The 18,531-nt window shown below is 64.5% G+C and carries 18 protein-coding genes, 2 tRNA genes and 1 pseudogene; 8 read left to right on the top strand and 13 right to left on the bottom strand.

Annotated features, from left to right (window positions below; genetic code table 11):
• The first annotated feature begins 8 nt into the window (after positions 1 to 8).
• On the top strand, positions 9 to 416 hold the full coding sequence (locus tag C7446_RS15775; protein ID WP_121174084.1) for an acyl-CoA thioesterase: 408 nt from the start codon (positions 9 to 11) through the stop codon (positions 414 to 416).
• Here C7446_RS15775 and sfsA read toward each other — a convergent pair.
• Both sfsA and C7446_RS15765 read right to left on the bottom strand, forming a co-directional pair.
• Positions 371 to 1,160, bottom strand: a pseudogene (sfsA, locus tag C7446_RS15770) (DNA/RNA nuclease SfsA). The gene C7446_RS15775 and the pseudogene sfsA overlap by 46 nt on opposite strands.
• On the bottom strand, positions 1,157 to 2,326 hold the full coding sequence (locus tag C7446_RS15765) for an aminotransferase class I/II-fold pyridoxal phosphate-dependent enzyme (protein WP_121174070.1): 1,170 nt from the start codon (positions 2,324 to 2,326) through the stop codon (positions 1,157 to 1,159). The pseudogene sfsA and the gene C7446_RS15765 overlap by 4 nt, the downstream one beginning before the upstream one ends.
• Positions 2,327 to 2,556: 230 nt before the next feature.
• Between C7446_RS15765 and dksA the strand changes: the two genes are divergently transcribed.
• Positions 2,557 to 2,994 carry an RNA polymerase-binding protein DksA gene (gene dksA, locus C7446_RS15760; protein WP_070978182.1) on the top strand — a complete coding sequence of 146 codons (438 nt, stop codon included), beginning with the start codon at positions 2,557 to 2,559 and terminating at the stop codon, positions 2,992 to 2,994.
• Between the two features lie 45 nt (positions 2,995 to 3,039).
• Positions 3,040 to 3,954 (top strand): tRNA glutamyl-Q(34) synthetase GluQRS, encoded by a 915-nt coding sequence (gluQRS, locus tag C7446_RS15755; RefSeq protein WP_121174083.1) that lies wholly within the window; start codon positions 3,040 to 3,042, stop codon positions 3,952 to 3,954.
• Here gluQRS and C7446_RS16385 read toward each other — a convergent pair.
• On the bottom strand, positions 3,937 to 4,164 hold the full coding sequence (locus tag C7446_RS16385) for a hypothetical protein (RefSeq protein WP_147408787.1): 228 nt from the start codon (positions 4,162 to 4,164) through the stop codon (positions 3,937 to 3,939). The two genes, gluQRS and C7446_RS16385, sit on opposite strands and share 18 nt — an antisense overlap.
• A 695-nt stretch (positions 4,165 to 4,859) precedes the next feature.
• On the opposite strand from C7446_RS16385, the gene pcnB reads away from it, so the two are divergent.
• Genes pcnB through C7446_RS15730 form a run of 5 tightly spaced genes read left to right on the top strand, consistent with a single transcriptional unit; the run spans position 4,860 to position 8,845 of the window.
• Positions 4,860 to 6,164, top strand: a complete 1,305-nt coding sequence (gene pcnB, locus C7446_RS15750) for a polynucleotide adenylyltransferase PcnB (protein WP_121174082.1) — start codon at positions 4,860 to 4,862, stop codon at positions 6,162 to 6,164.
• A gap of 3 nt (positions 6,165 to 6,167) precedes the next feature.
• Entirely contained in the window at positions 6,168 to 6,653 is a 486-nt protein-coding gene (folK, locus tag C7446_RS15745; protein WP_121174069.1) for a 2-amino-4-hydroxy-6-hydroxymethyldihydropteridine diphosphokinase, read from the top strand.
• A gap of 59 nt (positions 6,654 to 6,712) precedes the next feature.
• A complete protein-coding gene (gene panB, locus C7446_RS15740) occupies positions 6,713 to 7,504 on the top strand; it encodes a 3-methyl-2-oxobutanoate hydroxymethyltransferase (RefSeq protein ID WP_121174068.1) in 792 nt (263 codons plus the stop codon).
• Between the two features lie 25 nt (positions 7,505 to 7,529).
• Entirely contained in the window at positions 7,530 to 8,381 is an 852-nt protein-coding gene (gene panC, locus C7446_RS15735; protein ID WP_121174067.1) for a pantoate--beta-alanine ligase, read from the top strand.
• A complete protein-coding gene (locus C7446_RS15730) occupies positions 8,378 to 8,845 on the top strand; it encodes a GNAT family N-acetyltransferase (protein WP_121174066.1) in 468 nt (155 codons plus the stop codon). Before panC ends, C7446_RS15730 begins: the two co-directional genes overlap by 4 nt.
• A 50-nt stretch (positions 8,846 to 8,895) precedes the next feature.
• Here C7446_RS15730 and pnp read toward each other — a convergent pair whose 3' ends face one another.
• From pnp to secG, 10 genes are all read right to left on the bottom strand, one after another.
• Positions 8,896 to 11,028: a polyribonucleotide nucleotidyltransferase gene (gene pnp, locus C7446_RS15725; RefSeq protein WP_121174065.1), complete on the bottom strand. Its 2,133-nt coding sequence runs from the start codon at positions 11,026 to 11,028 to the stop codon at positions 8,896 to 8,898.
• Between the two features lie 194 nt (positions 11,029 to 11,222).
• Complete coding sequence (gene rpsO / locus C7446_RS15720; protein ID WP_121174064.1) at positions 11,223 to 11,492, bottom strand: 30S ribosomal protein S15; 270 nt, start codon at positions 11,490 to 11,492, stop codon at positions 11,223 to 11,225.
• A 103-nt stretch (positions 11,493 to 11,595) separates the two neighbouring features.
• Positions 11,596 to 12,543, bottom strand: coding sequence for a tRNA pseudouridine(55) synthase TruB (gene truB, locus C7446_RS15715; protein ID WP_121174063.1), 948 nt, complete (start codon positions 12,541 to 12,543; stop codon positions 11,596 to 11,598).
• Complete coding sequence (rbfA, locus tag C7446_RS15710) at positions 12,543 to 12,962, bottom strand: 30S ribosome-binding factor RbfA (protein ID WP_121174062.1); 420 nt, start codon at positions 12,960 to 12,962, stop codon at positions 12,543 to 12,545. Before rbfA ends, truB begins: the two co-directional genes overlap by 1 nt.
• Entirely contained in the window at positions 12,962 to 15,508 is a 2,547-nt protein-coding gene (infB, locus tag C7446_RS15705) for a translation initiation factor IF-2 (RefSeq protein ID WP_121174061.1), read from the bottom strand. Before infB ends, rbfA begins: the two co-directional genes overlap by 1 nt.
• 43 nt (positions 15,509 to 15,551) lie before the next feature.
• On the bottom strand, positions 15,552 to 17,045 hold the full coding sequence (nusA, locus tag C7446_RS15700) for a transcription termination factor NusA (RefSeq protein ID WP_121174060.1): 1,494 nt from the start codon (positions 17,043 to 17,045) through the stop codon (positions 15,552 to 15,554).
• 31 nt (positions 17,046 to 17,076) lie between these two features.
• Positions 17,077 to 17,550, bottom strand: a complete 474-nt coding sequence (gene rimP, locus C7446_RS15695) for a ribosome maturation factor RimP (RefSeq protein ID WP_121174059.1) — start codon at positions 17,548 to 17,550, stop codon at positions 17,077 to 17,079.
• A 173-nt stretch (positions 17,551 to 17,723) separates the two neighbouring features.
• A tRNA-Met gene (locus C7446_RS15690) sits at positions 17,724 to 17,800 on the bottom strand.
• 89 nt (positions 17,801 to 17,889) lie between these two features.
• Positions 17,890 to 17,976: transfer RNA gene (locus C7446_RS15685), tRNA-Leu, on the bottom strand.
• Positions 17,977 to 18,024: 48 nt separating this feature from the next.
• Entirely contained in the window at positions 18,025 to 18,531 is a 507-nt protein-coding gene (gene secG / locus C7446_RS15680; protein ID WP_121174058.1) for a preprotein translocase subunit SecG, read from the bottom strand.

The following is an 18,531-nucleotide window of genomic DNA, read 5'->3' as shown; positions in this document are numbered from 1 at the left end:
AGGCCCGCATGAACTTCCATACCCGCAAGTGGATCAAGCCCGAGGATCTCAATCCCAACGGCAGTCTGTTCGGTGGCAGCCTGCTGCGCTGGATCGACGAGGAGGCCGCCATCTACGCCGTGATTCAGCTGGGCAATTCCCGGGTCGTGACCAAGTACATGTCAGCGATCAACTTCGTCTCCAGCGCCCGCCAGGGGGATATCATCGAACTGGGGATCACGGCCACCCACTTCGGCACCACTTCGCTGACACTGCACTGTGTGGTCCGCAACAAGATCACCCAGAAGAACATTCTCACCATCGACGAAATCGTCTTCGTCAACATGGACGAGGAGGGCAGGCCCACCCCGCACGGCAAGACCCACATCACCTACCTGCGCGATCGCACCTTCGAAGAGGCCGATCGCGCCACCTGAGCGGCAGGCCCCCGGCCCCGGCGGCTTTCCGGGGCGGGTTCGGGCACGACCGGCAGTGTCCCGACCACCCCGATGGTGCCGGGCGTGATGTGACAGCCCACCGCCATCACCTCCACGCCCTGCTGCCCGGCTGCGTACAGGGTATCAGCGTAGCGGGCATCGATATGCCCGGCAGGCGCCACCCGATCAATGCCGGTGTGTGCCACGCAGAACAGCAGCACGGCGCGATACCCCTCCGGCCGACAGCGCCATCAGGCTCTCGAGATGACGCCGGCCGCGCTCACTGACCGCATCCGGAAAACAGCCCAGCCCCTCCCCCTCATGCAGGGTAACCTGCTTGACCTCGACAAAGGCGGCCGCTTCCCGCGTCCGGTGTCCGCTCAACCGGAAGTCGAGCCGGGCGTCGGCGGCGGCGACCTCGCGCCGACAGTTGGCATAGCCATTCAGGGCCGGAATCCGCTGCCGGTTCAGGGCTTCCTTGATGAGCGCATTGGTCCGGCCGGTATGCACGGAGGCCATGGCCCCATCCGGCAGCTCGATCAGCTCCCAGGTCCACGCCAGCCTGCGGCGCGGATCCGTCGAATGGGAGACCCAGACCCGGCAGCCCGGCACATTGACCGCCCGCATCGACCCGGTATTGGGGCAGTGGGCGATGATCTCGCGGCCGTCGTTCAGCCGGATATCGGCCAGAAAGCGCTTGTAGCGGCGCAGCAGCACCCCTTCGCTCAGCTCGGGCAGGTTCATGATACCGCCTGACGAGCAATGAAACGGGCCAGCCGGGCCACGCCGGCTTCAAGACGCTCGACATCGGTGGTAAAGGCAATCCGCACATGATGCTCGCCGCCCGCGACGGCAAAGTCGCTGCCCGGTGTGATCGCCACGCTCTCCTCCTCCAGCAGACGAGCACAGAACGCACGGCTGTCATGGCTGTAGCGGGAGATATCCAGCCACAGGTAGAAGGCCCCCTGCGGGGGCACCGAAGGCGCCAGACCCAGCGGTTCGAGTGCCCGCAGCAGGGCATCGCGACGCTCGCCCAGCACCTGCCGCCGGCGCTCGAGCTCGTCGCGGCACTCCGGTTCAAAAGCCGCCAGCGCCGCGTGCTGGGCCGGCGTCGAGGGGGCCAGAAAGATATTCTGTGCCAGTCTTGTCAGGGGCTCGATGGCCTCGTCGGGCGCGACCAGCCAGCCCAGCCGCCAGCCGGTCATGCCGAAGTACTTGGAGAAACTGTTGACCACCAGCGCCTGTGGCGCCACGTTCAGTACCGTTTCGGGGGCCACTTCCCAGCTCAGCCCCTGATAGATCTCATCCACCAGCAGGGTGCCGTTTCGCGCGGCAACGGCATCGGCCACCCCCGAGAGGGCTTCGGTGGACAACACATGGCCGGTAGGATTGGAGGGCGTGGCCAGCATCGCCAGACGCGTGTCAGGCCGCCAGTGCTGCGCCATCAGATCGGCGTCGAGCTGCCAGTTACTGCCGGGCCCGACCGGTACACTGTCGACCTCGCCTCCCATCAGCGCCATGAAATGACGGTTGCAGGGATAGTTGGGATCGGCCATCAGCACCCGATCACCGGGGCCGACCAGCAGCGCCGATGCCAGCAGCAGCGCCCCCGAGGCGCCGGGGGTGACGATGATGCGGTTCGGGTCGAGATCGACACCGAAACTGCGCTGGTAATGGTTGGCGATGGCCTCACGCAGTGCCGGCAGACCGGTGGAACCGGTATAACGCAGCGACCGTGCCGCCAGTGCCTGCTGTCCGGCCCGCAGGATCGGCTCGGGACAGGGAAAGTCAGGCTCGCCGATCTCCATGTGGATCACGTCACGGCCTTCACGCTCAAGGGTCTGGGCCCGCTCGACCAGCCCCATGACCTGAAAGGGCCGGATACGCTCGAGGCGTTCCTGAAACTGCATGCCTGGCTCCTGTAGTAGTGCAGCAGGGTGATCTGCAGGGCCGAACCGGCGTGATACAGTGCGGTATTCGACCATCATGCACGGATTGAAGGTTGCAAAAGGGATGACTTTTCGCTAAATAGCACTCCTTCAGGCGTCCCGCTTGATCAGGATGCCGTGATTCAATGACAGTCTCCCGGATCGCTCCGCAGTACTGTCACGTAGTCACATTATCAGTGAGGCACTCTCCCATGGCAGTAGCCGAGCAGCAGCCGCAAGCACTCGAAAAGTTCACTCCGTATCAGCCGGAACCGAACGAAGAGTACATGAACGACCAGCAGCTGGCACACTTCCGCAACATCCTGCTGGCCTGGAAGCGCGAGCTCATGGAAGAGGTCGATCGCACCGTGCAGCATCTGCAGGAGGAGGCCAACAATTATGCCGATCCCGCCGACCGCGCCACCCAGGAAGAGGGTTTCAACCTTGAACTGCGCACCCGCGACCGGGAACGCAAGCTGCTGAAAAAGATCAACGAAACCATCGAGCGCATCGACGAGGACGATTATGGCTTCTGCGAGGCCTGCGGCGTCGAGATCGGCATTCGCCGCCTCGAGGCACGGCCCACGGCCACCCTCTGCGTCGATTGCAAGACGCTCTCCGAGCTCAAGGAAAAGCAGCTCGGCAGCTGAACCCTCCCGGCACGGCGGCGCCGTGCCGGCCCCGTGGTCATGATCATGCCCCGGTATACCGGCCGCTTTGCCCCGACACCCTCCGGACCGCTGCATTTCGGCTCGCTGGTGACCGCGCTTGCCAGCTGGCTGGATGCCCGTGCGGTAAACGGCCACTGGCAGCTGCGAATCGAGGATACCGATACGCCACGCAGCTCCCGCCGGGCCGTTGATACCATCCTGCGCCAGCTGGAAGCCTTCGGTCTGTACCATGATGGGGCGGTCTGTCACCAGAGCGAGCGCCACGACGCCTATCAGCAGGCCCTGGATCGACTGCACGAACAGGGCGTGGCCTACCCCTGCAGCTGTACCCGGCGCGAGCTGCAGGGGTATCGGCGCTACCCCGGCTGGTGTCGAACCGGCCCCTGTCATCCCGAACGGGAGCTTGCCTGGCGACTGCGGACCGATACCGGCCCCTCCGTGATCAGCTGGCAGGACCGGCGACTCGGCACCCAGCGCTGGCCACTTGCCGAACAGGGAGATGTCATCCTCAGGCGCCGCGACGGCATCTGGGCCTATCAGCTGGCGGTGGTAATCGACGATGCCGCCCAGCAGATCACCGATATCGTGCGTGGCAGCGATCTGCTCGACAACACGCCATGGCAACGCTATCTGCAGCTGGCCCTGGGGCTGCCCGCCCCGCGTTACCTTCATCTGCCACTGATCGTCACCGCCAGCGGCCAGAAGCTCTCCAAGCAGAACCTGGCGCCTGCCCTGCCCTTCGAAGGGGCGGCCCCCCGGCGACTGCTGCACCAGGCGCTGGCCGCCCTGGGGCAGCGCCCGGCTGACGAACTGGCCCGCGCTCCGGTAGCGCGGCAGCTGGCCTGGGCCGTGGCCCACTGGTCTGCCGAGAACATCGGCTCGGCAGCGCACTATCCCACCCCCGGACCGATCGACGACTGCTCACACGACAGCCGATGAGCGGGTATCGACCATGGTCGTCATTTCTTTTTCATCCGCGATGCGTACCATGACCCCTGAATCGGTTACGCACCGCAACTGATCATTACGTGCACCAGATTGCACCATCAGGGAGCCCGCTTTCGCGCAAGCACAGCACCCGATGAGCTGACCGGCAACTCTTGAAATGATCAAATCATTGTTTTGAAAGCGATTTTTATAGAATGGCACGAGTACTGCTCTAGATAAACCAAGAAAAACAACATGCTCCTTCGAGGGGCTCCAACAACAACAATTGCCTCTCGAAGCTGCAGGACGGCTATCACAAGAACAATGAACGCCACCGTTGGTTTACCCGCTACCCCGGCGCCAACAACAACAATCGCCCGGGTATCACCGGATGACAACAACAACAAATCATCCGGAGGGAAGCAGTACGCGACACCGAACGCTGCGACAACAGTAACAACAACAGCAGTCAGCGTTCGGAGGGTTCCGACCAACAACAACAATCGGAACAGGGCAGGTCGACTGCTGTCGTGGCTGAACCGTTGTTTTGAATACGAGGCGGTCGCAGGACATCGCGCCAACAACAACAAGATCCGGGATGTTCGAACAGCTTCATTACTGCGGACGCGTTGCGTATTCAGGGCGATGAGCCATCACGAAAAAATCATGACAAGACAGGTTTTGCGGGGAGGCCGAGTGCCTCCCCTTTTCATTGTCCATGGCGACACTTTCCCTGCACCGGCTGCTCGGCTAGACTGGAGCCTCGGCTGGCATGTATCCGCCAGGATGCATGACGCTTTCATTTTCGGTACGTTCTGCATGGCACTGCGACACGTTTGAATACCCCATCCGGTCAACAGGGCACCCATTTGACACCACATGTGCTGCCCCGTGACGAGCATCCGATCTCCCGCCGGATGCTCAGCGAGAATGCGCTCAAGGTTCTCTACCGTCTCGATCAGGCGGGTTTTGAAGCCTACCTTGTCGGGGGCTGTGTACGAGATTCCCTGCTGGGCAGCATCCCGAAGGACTTTGATGTTGCCACCAGCGCCACTCCGGAACAGGTCCGGCAGCTGTTTCGCAACGCCCGGGTCATCGGCCGGCGGTTTCGCATCGTGCATGTCCGCTTCGGCCGCGAGATCATCGAGGTGACCACCTTTCGCGGCACCCCGGGCGAGGACCACGACAACAGTCTGGCGCACCAGTCCGATGACGGTCTGCTACTGCGGGACAATGTCTGGGGCAGTGTCGACGAGGATGCCATCCGGCGGGACTTCACGGTCAACGCCCTTTACTACAGCATCAGCGATTTCTCGATCCATGACTGGACCGGTGGCCTCGAGGATCTGGAAGCACGCCGGCTGCGCCTGATCGGCGATCCGGAAGTGCGCTATCGCGAGGATCCGGTGCGGATGCTGCGGGCCGTCCGCTTTGCCGCCAAGCTCGATTTCTCCATCGACGCCGCCACCGGTGATCCGATCCATGAGCTGGCACCGCTGCTGCTGCAGATCCCCCCGGCCCGGCTGTTCGAGGAAGTCCTGAAGCTTTTCCTGGGCGGTCATGCGGTGACTACCTGGCGTCAGCTGCAGCATTACGGCCTGTTCGCCATGCTGTTCCCCGGGGCCGCTGAAAGTCTCGCGGAGTTCGACTGGGCCGAGCCCATGATCGAGCGGGCGCTGGCCAATACCGATGACCGCATCCGGGCCGACAAGCCGGTCACTCCGGCCTTTCTCTATGCGGCCCTGCTGTGGCCCGCGGTAGCGGCCAGCGCACGCTCGCTGGAAGCCGACATGCCGCCGGTACCCGCCCTGCAGCAGGCCACCCAGCAGGTGGTCAGCCGTCAGCTGCAGCACACGGCGATCCCCAAGCGTTTCAGCATGCCGATGCGCGAGATCTGGGATCTGCAGGCCCGGCTGCCACGCCGGCGGGGCAAGCGCGCCTTTACCACCCTGCAGCATCCCCGCTTCCGTGCCGCCTATGACTTCCTGCTGCTGCGCGAGACGGCCGGCGAGCTGGCCCCCGGGCTGGGCGAATGGTGGACCCGCTTTCAGGATCTGGGTGATGAAGCCCAGCGCGACATGATCCAGCAGCTGCAGCAGGGCCCCCAGGAAGAGGATGCGGACGACTTTCCGGAGACCGGCGGTCCGCCGCCCGGGGGCAAGCCGCGCCGCCGGCGGGCGCCCCGTCGACGCCGACGGACACCCCCCTCGGACGACAGCTGAACCATGGCCGTCTTCGTCGGCCTGGGCAGCAATCTCGATCGGCCTCGCGAACATGTCCGGCGCGCGCTGGTCGAGCTGGCGGCCCTGCCCCTCGTCCACGACTTCAAGGCCTCTCCCCTCTACCGTAGCCGCCCGGTCGGCCCGCAGGATCAGCCGGATTTCATCAATGCCGTGGCCCGGTTCGAAACGGCGCTGTCCCCGCTGGCCCTGCTGGATCAGCTGCAGGCGCTGGAGCAGCGCCACCGCCGGGTGCGCGAGCGCCACTGGGGGCCACGCACGCTGGATCTGGACCTGCTGCTCTACCACCAGCGCCGCATTGTCCATCCGCGTCTGAGCGTGCCTCATCCGCACATGACCTCGCGCGGCTTTGTCCTGCTGCCCCTGGCGGATCTCGCCCCTGAGCTGCAACTCCCCGATGCTACCGCCGTCAGCGCCCTGTCAGCCGCCCATCGGCATGGTGACCCACAGCGCCTGCCAGCCGGGGATTGAAGCAGTACCCGCGAAAGCTGTTATGCTTGCCCTACCCATTCGGTTAACCGGACACGCCCATGAGCGCAATCACCCTGGCGACCCTGCAGGCCCATCGCGACAGCGGCACCCGCTTCAGCTGTCTCACGGCCTATGATGCCACCCTGGCCGGGCTGGCCGCCGATGCCGGCATTGCAGTGCTGCTGGTGGGCGATTCCCTGGGCATGGTGCTGCAGGGTCATGACAGCACACTCCCGGTCACGCTCGCCGACATGGTCTACCACACCCGCTGCGTGGCCCGTGCCGGCGTCGACAGCCTGATCATGGCCGATCTGCCCTTCATGGCCAATGCCACCACCGGCATGACACTGGAGGCCGCCGGAGAGCTGATGCGGGCCGGTGCCCAGCTGGTCAAGCTCGAGGGGGAGGGCTGGCTGGCGGACGACATCCGCGCGCTCGTTCGCCGTGGCGTACCGGTCTGCGCCCACCTCGGCCTGCGCCCACAGAGTGTCCACGCGCTGGGCGGCTATCGGGTACAGGGCAGGGAGGCCGCCGCCTCCCAGCAACTGATCGACGACGCCGTCACGCTGGAAGCCGCCGGGGCGGCCCTCATCCTGCTGGAGTGCGTCCCGGCCGAACTGGGCCAGCGGGTACGCGCGGCCGTCTCGGTGCCGGTCATCGGGATCGGCGCCGGCCCGCAGGTCGACGGGCAGATCCTGGTCATGCATGACATGCTGGGCGCCACCCGGCATCGGCCGCCGCGCTTCGTCAGGGACTTTCTCGCCGAGAGCGGCAGCCTGACCGGGGCCTTTCGCGCCTATCATGAGGCCGTGGCAGCAGGCAGTTTTCCGGGCCCCGAACACTCCTTCTGACCTTCGTTTCCGTACAACGAGCATCATGCAAACCTTCCACGATATCGCTTCTCTCCAGCAGCAGCTCGGCCACTGGCGTCGTGCCGGCGAGCGCATCGCGCTGGTGCCCACCATGGGCGGCCTGCATCGCGGCCATCTGGCACTGGTCGCCTGTGCCCGTCGGCACGCCGACCGGGTCGTGGCCACCATTTTCGTCAATCCGCTGCAGTTCGGTCCGAACGAGGATTTCGAGCGCTACCCGCGTACCCTCGAAGAGGATCGTCGCCAGCTTGAAGACATGGATTGCGATGCCCTGTTTGCCCCCTCGGTGGAGACCCTCTATCCCGAAGGGCAGACCAATCTGACCCGGGTCCATGTCCCCGGGGTCTCCGACGGGCTCTGTGGGGCCCAGCGGCCCGGCCACTTTGATGGCGTCGCCACCGTCATCAGCCTGCTGTTTCACATCACCCGCCCCGATGTGGCCTGCTTCGGCGAAAAGGACTTCCAGCAGCTGGCGGTGATCCGCAAGCTGGTGCGCGATCAGCACTTTCCCATCGAGATCGTCGGCGTGCCCACGGTGCGCGACCATGATGCGCTGGCCCTCTCCTCGCGCAATGCCTACCTCGATGCGCAGCAGCGCGAGCGCGCCGCCGAGTTGCCGCGCCTGCTCGAGCAGCTGGCCGCCCGCCTCGCTGCCGGCGAGCGCATCGAGCCGGTACTGGCGGAAGGGCAACGTGCCCTGCAGGCTGCCGGCCTTGCTCCCGAATACCTGGAGCTGCGCCACGCCCTCAGTCTTGAAGTGGTCGATCACGCCTCCCGGGAGGCCGTGCTGCTGGCGGCTGCCTGGCTGGGTAACACCCGGCTGATCGACAACCGTCGGCTGTTTGCTGACGCATGAAGCGATGGCGACGCGCCCGTCAGCACGACATGGCGCAGGTGATCGACTGGATCGACTCACCCCGGCAGCTTGAGTACTGGGCCGGCCCGGGGCTCAGCTGGCCGCTGGAACAGCGCCGGCTGTGGCGCGAGATCGACGGCGCCTGGTTGCGCTCCCGGGCACTCAGCGGGGATGGCCACCTGCTTGCCTTCGGCCAGATCTCGCTCAGGGCCCATCGCCGCTGCCATCTGGCTCGCATTCTGGTGGCGCCCGGCCATCGCGGGCAGGGACTCGGCGAGGAGCTCTGCCGTCATCTGATTCACGAGGCGCGGGACCGGCTGCAGGCCCAGCGCATTACCCTCAATGTCTTTCATGACAACCATGCCGCACGACGGCTCTATCATCGGCTGGGCTTTATCGAGAGCGGCACGCTCGACGAGCGCGGCATCCAGCCGATGATCCTGCTGACCGACGAGATGCCATGAAAAAACCCCGCCGGAGCGGGGTTTTGCGAGTCCACCGGGCAACCGGCAGCTCAGACGGTCGAATCGGCAAGCGTGGCCTCGAAGGCCGCCTTCTCTTCCTCGCCGATCTCCTTGAGGGTCAGCTTGATGCGCCCGCGATTGTCGATATCGAGTACCTTGACGGTCACCTCCTGCCCTTCGGTGAGGTAGTCGCGCACGTCATTGACCCGCTCGGGCACGATCTGCGAAATGTGCACCAGCCCGTCGGTACCGGGCATGAAGTTGACGAAGGCGCCGAAGTCGGCAATGCGAACCACCTTGCCACGATAGAGCTTGCCGATTTCCGCTTCGGCCACGATACCCTGGACGGTATCCACGGCCTGGCGGGCGCCCTCGCGGCTTTCGGCATAGATGCGCACGGTGCCGTCATCGTCGATGTCGATCGAGGCCCCGGTGTCATCACAGATCTGCCGGATGGTCGCGCCACCCTTGCCGATCACGTCGCGGATCTTCTCGGAATCAATCTTGATGCGCACCATGGTCGGCGCATGTTCGGCGACTTCGCTGCGGCTCTCGCCGATCACCCGGTTCATCTCGCCGAGGATATGCTGGCGCGCTTCCAGTGCCTGGCCGAGCGCGGTCTCCATGATCTCCTCGTTGATGCCCTCGATCTTGATGTCCATCTGCAGCGCGGTGATGCCGCTGGCACTGCCGGCCACCTTGAAGTCCATGTCGCCGAGGTGATCCTCGTCGCCGAGAATGTCGGTCAGCACCGCGAAGCGGTCGCCTTCCTTGACCAGTCCCATGGCGATACCGGCGACCGGCGCCTTGAGCGGCACCCCGGCATCCATCAGCGACAGCGAGGTGCCACACACCGAGGCCATCGAGCTCGAGCCGTTGGATTCGGTGATCTCCGAGACGACCCGGATGGAATACGGGAAGTCGTCATGCGAGGGCACCATCGCCGCCACACCGCGCTTGGCCAGGCGACCGTGACCGATCTCGCGACGCTTGGGCGAGCCGATGAAGCCAGCCTCACCCACGCTGTAGGGCGGAAAGTTGTAGTGCAGCATGAAGCGGTCGTGCCGCTCGCCATCGAGGCCCTCGACCAGCTGGGCATCACGCGCTGTCCCCAGCGTGGTGGTCACGATCGCCTGGGTCTCGCCGCGGGTGAACACTGCCGAACCATGGGTCCGCGGCAGCACGCCCACCTCGACCGACAGGTCACGTACCGTACGGTGGTCGCGGCCATCGATGCGCGGCTCGCCTGTCAGCACGCGCTCACGCACGGTGGTCTTCTCGAGCTTGCTGAGCGCATTTCCGACCTCGTCGGCGCTGTACTGCGGCGCATCGCCCCCGGCCAGCTGCTCGATGACCTCGTTGCGGATGCCGGCCAGCGCATCCTGCCGGGCCATCTTGTCGGTGATCCGGTAGGCCTCGCCGATCCGGTTGCCGACAGCCGTGCTGACCGCGGCCTTGAGGGACTGATCCTCCTCGGGCGGCTGCCAGGCCCACTTCGGCTTGCCGGCTTCGGCGGCGAACTCGTTGATCGCCCCGATGACCGTCTGCATCTCCTGGTGGGCAAAGAGCACGGCGCCGAGCATCTCGTCCTCGGTCAGCTCACGGGCTTCCGACTCGACCATCAGCACCGCCTTTTCGGTACCGGCCACGACCATGTCGAGCTCGGAGCCGGCCAGCGTCTCCTGGGTCGGATTGAGGAAGTAGCCCTGCTCTTCGCTGAAGCCCACCCGGGCAGCACCGATCGGCCCGGCAAAGGGCACACCGGAGATGGTCAGGGCCGCGGAGGTGCCGATCATGGCGGCAATGTCCGGGTCCTGGTTACGCTCGGCGGAGAGCACGGTGCAGACCACCTGCACTTCATTCATGAATCCCTTGGGGAACAGCGGGCGGATCGGGCGATCAATCAGCCGCGAGGTGAGGGTTTCCTTCTCGCTGGGCCGACCCTCGCGCTTGAAGAAACCGCCGGGGATCTTGCCGACCGAATAGGTCTTTTCCTGGTAGTGCACGGACAGGGGGAAGAAATCCTGCCCGGGCTTGATGTCCTTGCGCGCCACCACGGTGCACAGCACCACGGTTTCGTCCACGGTGACCAGTACAGCACCGGTCGCCTGGCGGGCGATGCGCCCCGTTTCGAGGGTGACACTATGATCACCGTACTGAAATGTTTTCCTGACCGGATTCACGGCTTGTCCTTCGCTATCGTCGTTGATCAACACTCGCGGGCATCTTAAATTCTCTCGCCGCGGGTGTCACTGACGGCGGTGGGAAACGGCAGCGGTGCAGCAGCGCCTTTCGACCCACTGCCCGGGCCCGAAACGAAAACAGGCGGCCCCCACCGGGAGCCGCCTGTCTCGGCAACCATTCGGATGCAGCGTGCTCAGCGACGCAGTCCGAGGCGAGCGATGATCTGCTGATAGCGCTCGAAGTTCTTGCGATGCAGGTAGTCCAGCAGCTTGCGGCGCTGGTTGACCATGCGGATCAGGCCACGGCGGGAGTGGTGATCCTGCTTGTGATCCTGGAAGTGCCCCTGCAGACCGACGATGTTTTCGGTCAGCAGTGCAATCTGAACCTCCGGCGAACCGGTATCCTTCTCATCGCTGCCGAATTCGCGGACGATTTCGGCCTTGCGCTGTGCAGTCAGTGCCATGATGTGCTCCAGTCAATATGCCTGAAAATTGAATGCCGGGGACCGCGCATATTTGCAGTCCCCACGTCATGAACGCCCGCAGGCGAAACATGGCGGGCGAAATTCATTCGCCCGTTTGGCCGGCCGCGGTTGCGACCAGCCGCTGAGGGGCGCACTGCCCCGCCTCGGTAACCCGGACCAGCCCCAGAAAGGTACGCCCTGAAGCGTCGTCCGGTGTGCCAAACAGCTGCGCCAGTGACCCTACCACCAGCTCACCGGTTGGCAGCCTGATCGTCTGGCCGTTGCGCAGCCGCCGGCAACCGGCCGGATCAGCCTCCAGCACCGGCAGATGGGCCACCAGCGACTCGCTCGGCAGCAGCCGGGCATCGCGTTCGGCCTCGCTCATCACTTCCAGTGCGTCGAGCGTCACCATCGGCTGGCGCTCATCGAACGGTCCGGTAGCCAGCCGACGCAGGGCGTCGAGATGGGCGCCACAGCCGATCGCTGCCCCGATATCCTCGATCAGGGTGCGCACATAGGTGCCCTTGCTGACCCGGACATCGAGCTCGAAGCCCAGCTCACGGCGCGCCAGCAGGCCGACATGATAAATGCTCACCTGCCGTCGTGCACGCTCGATTTCCACACCCTCGCGGGCGTACTCGTAGAGCGGCCGCCCCTGATGCTTGAGCGCCGAATACATCGGCGGCAGCTGCCACTGTTCGCCGGTAAATCGCGACAGCGTATCACCAAGCGCCGCCTCATCCAGCGCCGGCACCGGCGCACGGGCCAGCACCGCCCCTTCGCGGTCACCGGTATCGGTGGTGGTCCCCAGCGCCACACCGGCGGTGTAACGCTTGTCGGCATCGAGCAGCCAGGCCGTGAACTTGGTGGCCTCGCCAAAGCAGATCGGCAACAGCCCCGTTGCCATGGGATCCAGCGTCCCGGTATGCCCGGCCTTTTGTGCGTTGAACAGCCGCCGCACCCGCTGCAGGGCGTGGTTGGACGTCATGCCGGCGGGCTTGTCGAACAGCAGCACGCCGCTGAGCGGCCGACCGCGGCGCCGCCTGGCCATCAGCGCTCCCCGTGGCTGTCACGATCGGGATCGGCGGCGTCCTCGTCCTCATCGCGCCGACGCCGGCCATCGGCGACGGCCTCGTCGATCAGGGAGGACAGGGCATGGCCGCGCTCGACCGAATCATCGTAATGAAAACGCAGCTGAGGAACGTGCCGCAGCTTAAGCTGCTGGCCGAGCCGGTGGCGCAGGAAACCGGCGGCGCCTTCCAGCACCGCCAGGTTGTCCCGCACCCGCTCGTCGCTGTTCTCGCCCATGAGCGTGATGTAGACATCGGCGTAGGAGAGATCGCGGCTGACCCGGGCCGAACCGACGGTCACCATCCCCAGCCGGGGGTCCTTGACCTCCCGCTGGATCAGCAACGCCAGTTCATGGGCCAGTTGCTCGGCCACCCGATCGGTACGGCTGAACTCGCGCATTACAGTGTCCGCTCGACCTGGACCTGATCGAAGACCTCGATCTTGTCCCCGACCTGGACATCGTTGTAGTTGCGCACGCCGATACCGCACTCCACGCCGCTGCGGACCTCGTTGACATCATCCTTGTAGCGGCGCAGCGATTCCAGCTCGCCCTCGTAGATGACCACGTTCTCGCGCAGCACACGAATGCGCTTGTTGCGATGCATGTGGCCCTCGGTGACCATGCAGCCGGCCACGGCGCCGATCTTCGGTGCCCGGAAGACTTCGCGGACCTCGGCCACGCCGACGATCTCTTCCTTCCAGTCGGGTGCGAGCATGCCGCTCATCGCCTGCTTGACCTCGTCGATCAGGTGATAGATCACGCTGTAATAGCGCAGATCCAGCCCTTCCCGCTCGACGATCTCGCGCGAGGTCGCATCGGCGCGCACGTTGAAGCCGATGATGATGGCATTCGAGGCGACCGCAAGGTTGGTATCGGTTTCGGTGATACCGCCCACTCCGGAGGACACCACCGCCACCTTGACCTCATCTGTGGACAGCTCTTCCAGCGCGCCGCGGATGGCTTCCAGCGAGCCCTGCACATCGGCCTTGAGGACGATATTGACGGTCGCCGTCTCTTCCTGACCCATCTGGCTGAACATGTTTTCCAGCTTGGCCTTCTGCTGGCGTGCCAGACGGACTTCGCGGTACTTGCCCTGACGGAAGTTGGCCACTTCGCGGGCCTTGCGCTCGTCGACCACGGCCATGAACTCGTCACCGGCTTCCGGCGTGCCGCCCAGGCCCAGCACCTCGACCGGCATCGACGGTCCGGCACTGTCCACCTGCTGGCCGAGCTCATTGACCAGGGCACGAACCCGGCCGTGATGCAGCCCGGCCAGTACCACGTCGCCCTTCTTCAGGGTGCCGTTCTGAACCAGCACGGTCGAGACCGGCCCGCGCCCGCGCTCGAGACGCGACTCGACGACCACGCCCTTGGCCGGTGCTTCCGGCACCGCCTTGAGTTCGAGCACCTCGGAGACCAGCAGCACCGCCTCGAGCAGGGCATCGATCCCTTCACCGGTCTTGGCGGAAACCGAAACGAACTGGGTATCCCCGCCCCAGGCTTCGGAAATCACGCCATGCTGGGAGAGCTCGTTGCGAATCCGATCGAGATCGGCACCTTCCTTGTCGATCTTGTTGACCGCAACCACCAGCGGCACCTCGGCGGCCCTGGCGTGCTCGATGGCCTCGATGGTCTGCGGCATCACGCCATCATCGGCCGCCACCACCAGGATGACCACGTCGGTCGCCTGGGCACCGCGGGCACGCATGGCGGTAAAGGCCGCGTGGCCGGGGGTATCCAGGAAGGTGACGTCGCCGTTGTCCTGTTCGACGTGATAGGCCCCGATGTGCTGGGTGATACCGCCGGCTTCACCGGTAGCCACCTTGGTGCGGCGAATGAAGTCCAGCAGCGAGGTCTTGCCGTGATCGACGTGACCCATCACCGTGACCACGGGGGCTCGGGTGATCTCGTCACCCTCGTAGGAGAGACCCTCGAGCACTTCCTCCTCGACCGCATCCTCCTTCACCAGCTGCGGCCGGTGCCCCATCTCCTCGACCACGATGGCAGCGGTATCCTGGTCGATGGTCTGATTGATGGTCACCGCGGCGCCCATCTTGAACATCGCCTTGATGACCTCGTTGGCCTTGATTGCCATCTTGTCGGCGAGATCAGCCACGCTGATCGACTCGGGGATCGCCACATCGCGCACGATGTTCTGGGCCGGTTTCTGGAAGCCGTGCTGATTGTCACCGCCACGGCCACCACGACCGCCGCGACGACGCTGTTCGGCACGCTTGACCTTCTTGCCGCCGCGCTTGCGCTCGTTGCGTTCGCTGCGCTCGTCGTCCTCGTCACGGCGCTGGTCACGCCGCCCGGAAGACGACTTGTTCTCGTTGCGACGGCTGCCGCGACGATTGTCGGTACGCTGCTCCTTCGGCGGCGCCTCCACGGCAGGCTCGGCTTCACCGGCCTGCGCTGCGGGCATCTCTTCCTCGGCGACCGGCTCGACCGGCGCAGCCTTGTCGGAGACCGTATTGGGCGCCTCGGCCTGGGTATCAGCGGGCTCGGTCGCCGCCTGAGCCGTCTCGCCGGTATCCGCCGGTGCGCCCTGCGCTTCTGCTGCCGGCGCTTCGGTGGCCTCCCGGGCCTCGGCCGCCTCGGATTCCGCCTCGTCCGACGGCTGGCCTTCACCGCCTTCGATCTCGCTGCGCTTGACGTAGGTACGCTTCTTGCGCACCTGCACCTCGATGGACTTGTTGCGCCCGTCGCCGGAGCGAATCCTGCTGCGCGTCTTGCGCGTCAGGGTAATGCGATTGCGCGCACCACGCGTGTTCTCGCCACCATGGTTGCGCGTGAGATGGTCGAGCAGCCGCTGCTTGTCCTCTTCGGAGACGGTGTCATCCTCGGCCTTGTGCGGCAGACCCGCTTCACCCATCTGTTCCAGCAGGCGGTTGACGTCACGTCCCACCTTGCCGGCAAATTCCTTGACTGTTAACTCTGCCATTATGACCTCCTCAACCCGTATCCCGATTCGATATTCGTCATATTCAGGACTGTCCCTCGAACCAGGGTGCACGGGCCGTCATGATCAGCGCCGCCGCACGCGTTTCATCCATTCCCTCGATGTCATGCAGATCATCGACGGACTGTTCGGCCAGATCTTCCATGGAGACAATGCCGCGACTGGCCAGCTGGAAGGCCAGATTGCGATCCATGCCCTCCATGTTGAGCAGATCCTCGGCAGGCTCGCTGCCGGCAAGTGCCTCTTCGGAAGCGATGGCCAGATTCAGTAGTTCGTCCTTGGCCCGCGCCCGCAGTTCCTCGACCATTTCCTGATCGAAGGCGTCGATTTCAAGCATTTCCTCGAGCGGTACGTAGGCAATTTCCTCGAGGGAGGTAAAGCCTTCCTCGACCAGTACCCCGGCCAGCTCTTCATCGACGCCCAGATGTGTAATGAAGTACTCGACATAGCTGTCGAGCTCCTGATCACGCTTGCCCTGGGCTTCCTCCTCGGTCATGACATTGAGCGACCAGCCCGTCAGTTCACTGGCCAGTCGCACGTTCTGACCGCTGCGCCCGATCGCCTGGGCGAGATTGTCCTCGCCGACCGCGACATCCATGGTATGGCTGTCCTCGTCGACCATGATCGAGGCGACATCCGCCGGTGCCATGGCATTGATGACCAGCTGGGCGGGATTGTCATCCCAGAGGATGATGTCGACCCGCTCGTTGCGCAGTTCGTTCGATACCGCCTGAACACGGGAGCCACGCATGCCGACACAGGCCCCGACCGGATCGATGCGCCGATCGTTGGTCTTGACCGCAATCTTGGCCCGCGACCCCGGATCACGGGCGGCACCCTTGATCTCGATCAGCTGCTCGGCGATCTCGGGGACCTCGATGGTGAACAGCTCGACCAGAAATTCCGGGCGGGTGCGTGACAGGATCAGCTGCGAGCCGCGGGCCTCGGGATCAACCCGCCACAGCAGTGCCCGCACCCGCTCATTGAGCCGGTAGCGCTCCCCCGGGATCATTTCGCCGCGTGGCAGAAAGGCCTCGGCATTCTCGCCGAGGTCGATTACCAGGCCATCACGGGTGGTCTTCTTGACGGTGCCACCGACCAGCTCGCCCTCACGCTCGCTGTAATGGCGCACGATCTCGGCCCGTTCGGCCTCGCGCACCTTCTGAACGATGACCTGCTTGGCGGTCTGGGCGGCAATGCGGCCGAATTCGGCCGACTCGATCTGTTCCTCGACCACTTCACCAAGATCCAGCGGCGGCTCCCGCTCCTGACCGGCCGACCAGGGAATCTGACTGGCGGAAGTGGTGTAGTCCTCATCGGGCACCACCGTCCAGCGGCGGAAGGTTTCATAATCGCCACTGGCGCGGTCAATGCGCACCCGCACATCCACTTCCTTGCCTTCGAAACGCTTGCGGGATGCGCTGGCCAGCGCCGACTCGACGGCCTCGAAGATGACTTCCCGGGATACCCCCTTCTCATTCGAGATCGCATCGACGACCAGCAAAATGTCCTTGTTCATGCCACTGCCTCGCCAGAAAAGTCGTTCTTTTTCATCGAGCACTCGAGGAATCGAAGTCCGGCACTATCCTGGCCTGCTCGATGGTCTCAATGGGAAAACCGTACTCGTCACCATCAAACTGCAACAGCACTTCATCGTCATCAATGCCGGCCAGTAACCCCTTGAAGCGACGCTGCCCGTTGAAGGGCTCACGCAGGCGCAGGGAGACGGTATGACCGGCAAAACGGGAGAACTGCGACAGGGTGAACAACGGGCGATCGAGACCGGGGGAGGAAACTTCCAGCTGGTAACGGTTGCCGATGGGATCCTCGACATCCAGCACTGCACTGACCTGGCGACTGACATCGGCGCAGTCATCAACGCCAACCCCGTTTTCGCCATCGATGTAGACGACCAGCTTCGAATGGCGCCCCTGGGATTTATAATCGATCCCCCACAACTCGAACCCGAGGGCCGTCACGGCCGGCTCGATCAGCGCGGTAAGCGCAGCTTCACTGGTTGCCACGTTCGAAGACTCCTACAGCAGTTGCTACAGGCACCTGACCGGGAGTGTGACGAGGGAAAGGCGCCTGACCGGCATTGTGTCAGCAGCCCCGTCGCCAGGCGGACCGCTAACAAAAAGCCCCTTCGACGGAAGGGGCCTTTCGGGAAACTCTTCGCTAAAGCACGACGCTTGCGTGGTAGCGGGGGCCGGATTTGAACCGACGACCTTCGGGTTATGAGCCCGACGAGCTACCAGGCTGCTCCACCCCGCATCAAATAGCGCCAACACTATAGTCCTGAACATCAGCTGGGTCAAGCTATCGGCAAGCCGATTACCACCGGGCCTCCTGCTGCTGTTCGATGGTGCCGAAGGCGGGACTTGAACCCGCACGACCATGAGGTCACTACCCCCTCAAGATAGCGTGTCTACCAATTCCACCACTTCGGCATCAAACATGCAGGGCATCGCTGAATCACACCCTGCGCAACCCGATGGTTACTGCGACGAAGAGCCGTCTTCACCGCTCTCCACCGCTGGCGCAGCATTATGCTGATCGTCCTGCGCGGAGTCAAGAGCGGGAGCCGATTCATTCTGCCCGCCGGCCTCGCTCGACGAGGACTCCGGCGCCGACAGCGAGGCATTGTCATCACTGTCGCCCTGAGTGGCGGTGCTGCTTCCGGCCGCTGCCTCATCCTGCTGATCGAGATCGGGCACGCTGTTCTGCTGCTGTTCGATGACACTGGCATCCGGCATGCCGCCGCCCTCGTCACCGCCACGATCCACGATCCATGCCAGCCCCAGCGAGGTGGCAAAGAACAGCGCCGCCAGTACGCCGGTCAGCTTGGCCAGGAAACTGGTACTCCCCTGCGAGCCGAAAACCGTTTGAGAAGCACCACCTCCAAAGGCGGCCCCGGCTTCGGCTCCCTTGCCCTGCTGTATCAGGACCAGTGCAATCAGCGACACGGCCAGCAAGAGGTGAACCAGGATCAGAGCGACATGCAT

This window comes from Kushneria sinocarnis, assembly GCF_003633775.1.
Classification (GTDB): Bacteria; Pseudomonadota; Gammaproteobacteria; order Pseudomonadales; family Halomonadaceae; genus Kushneria; species Kushneria sinocarnis.
The sequence above is the reverse complement of the archived record's forward strand: the minus strand, read 5'-3'. Positions and strand labels throughout refer to the sequence as shown.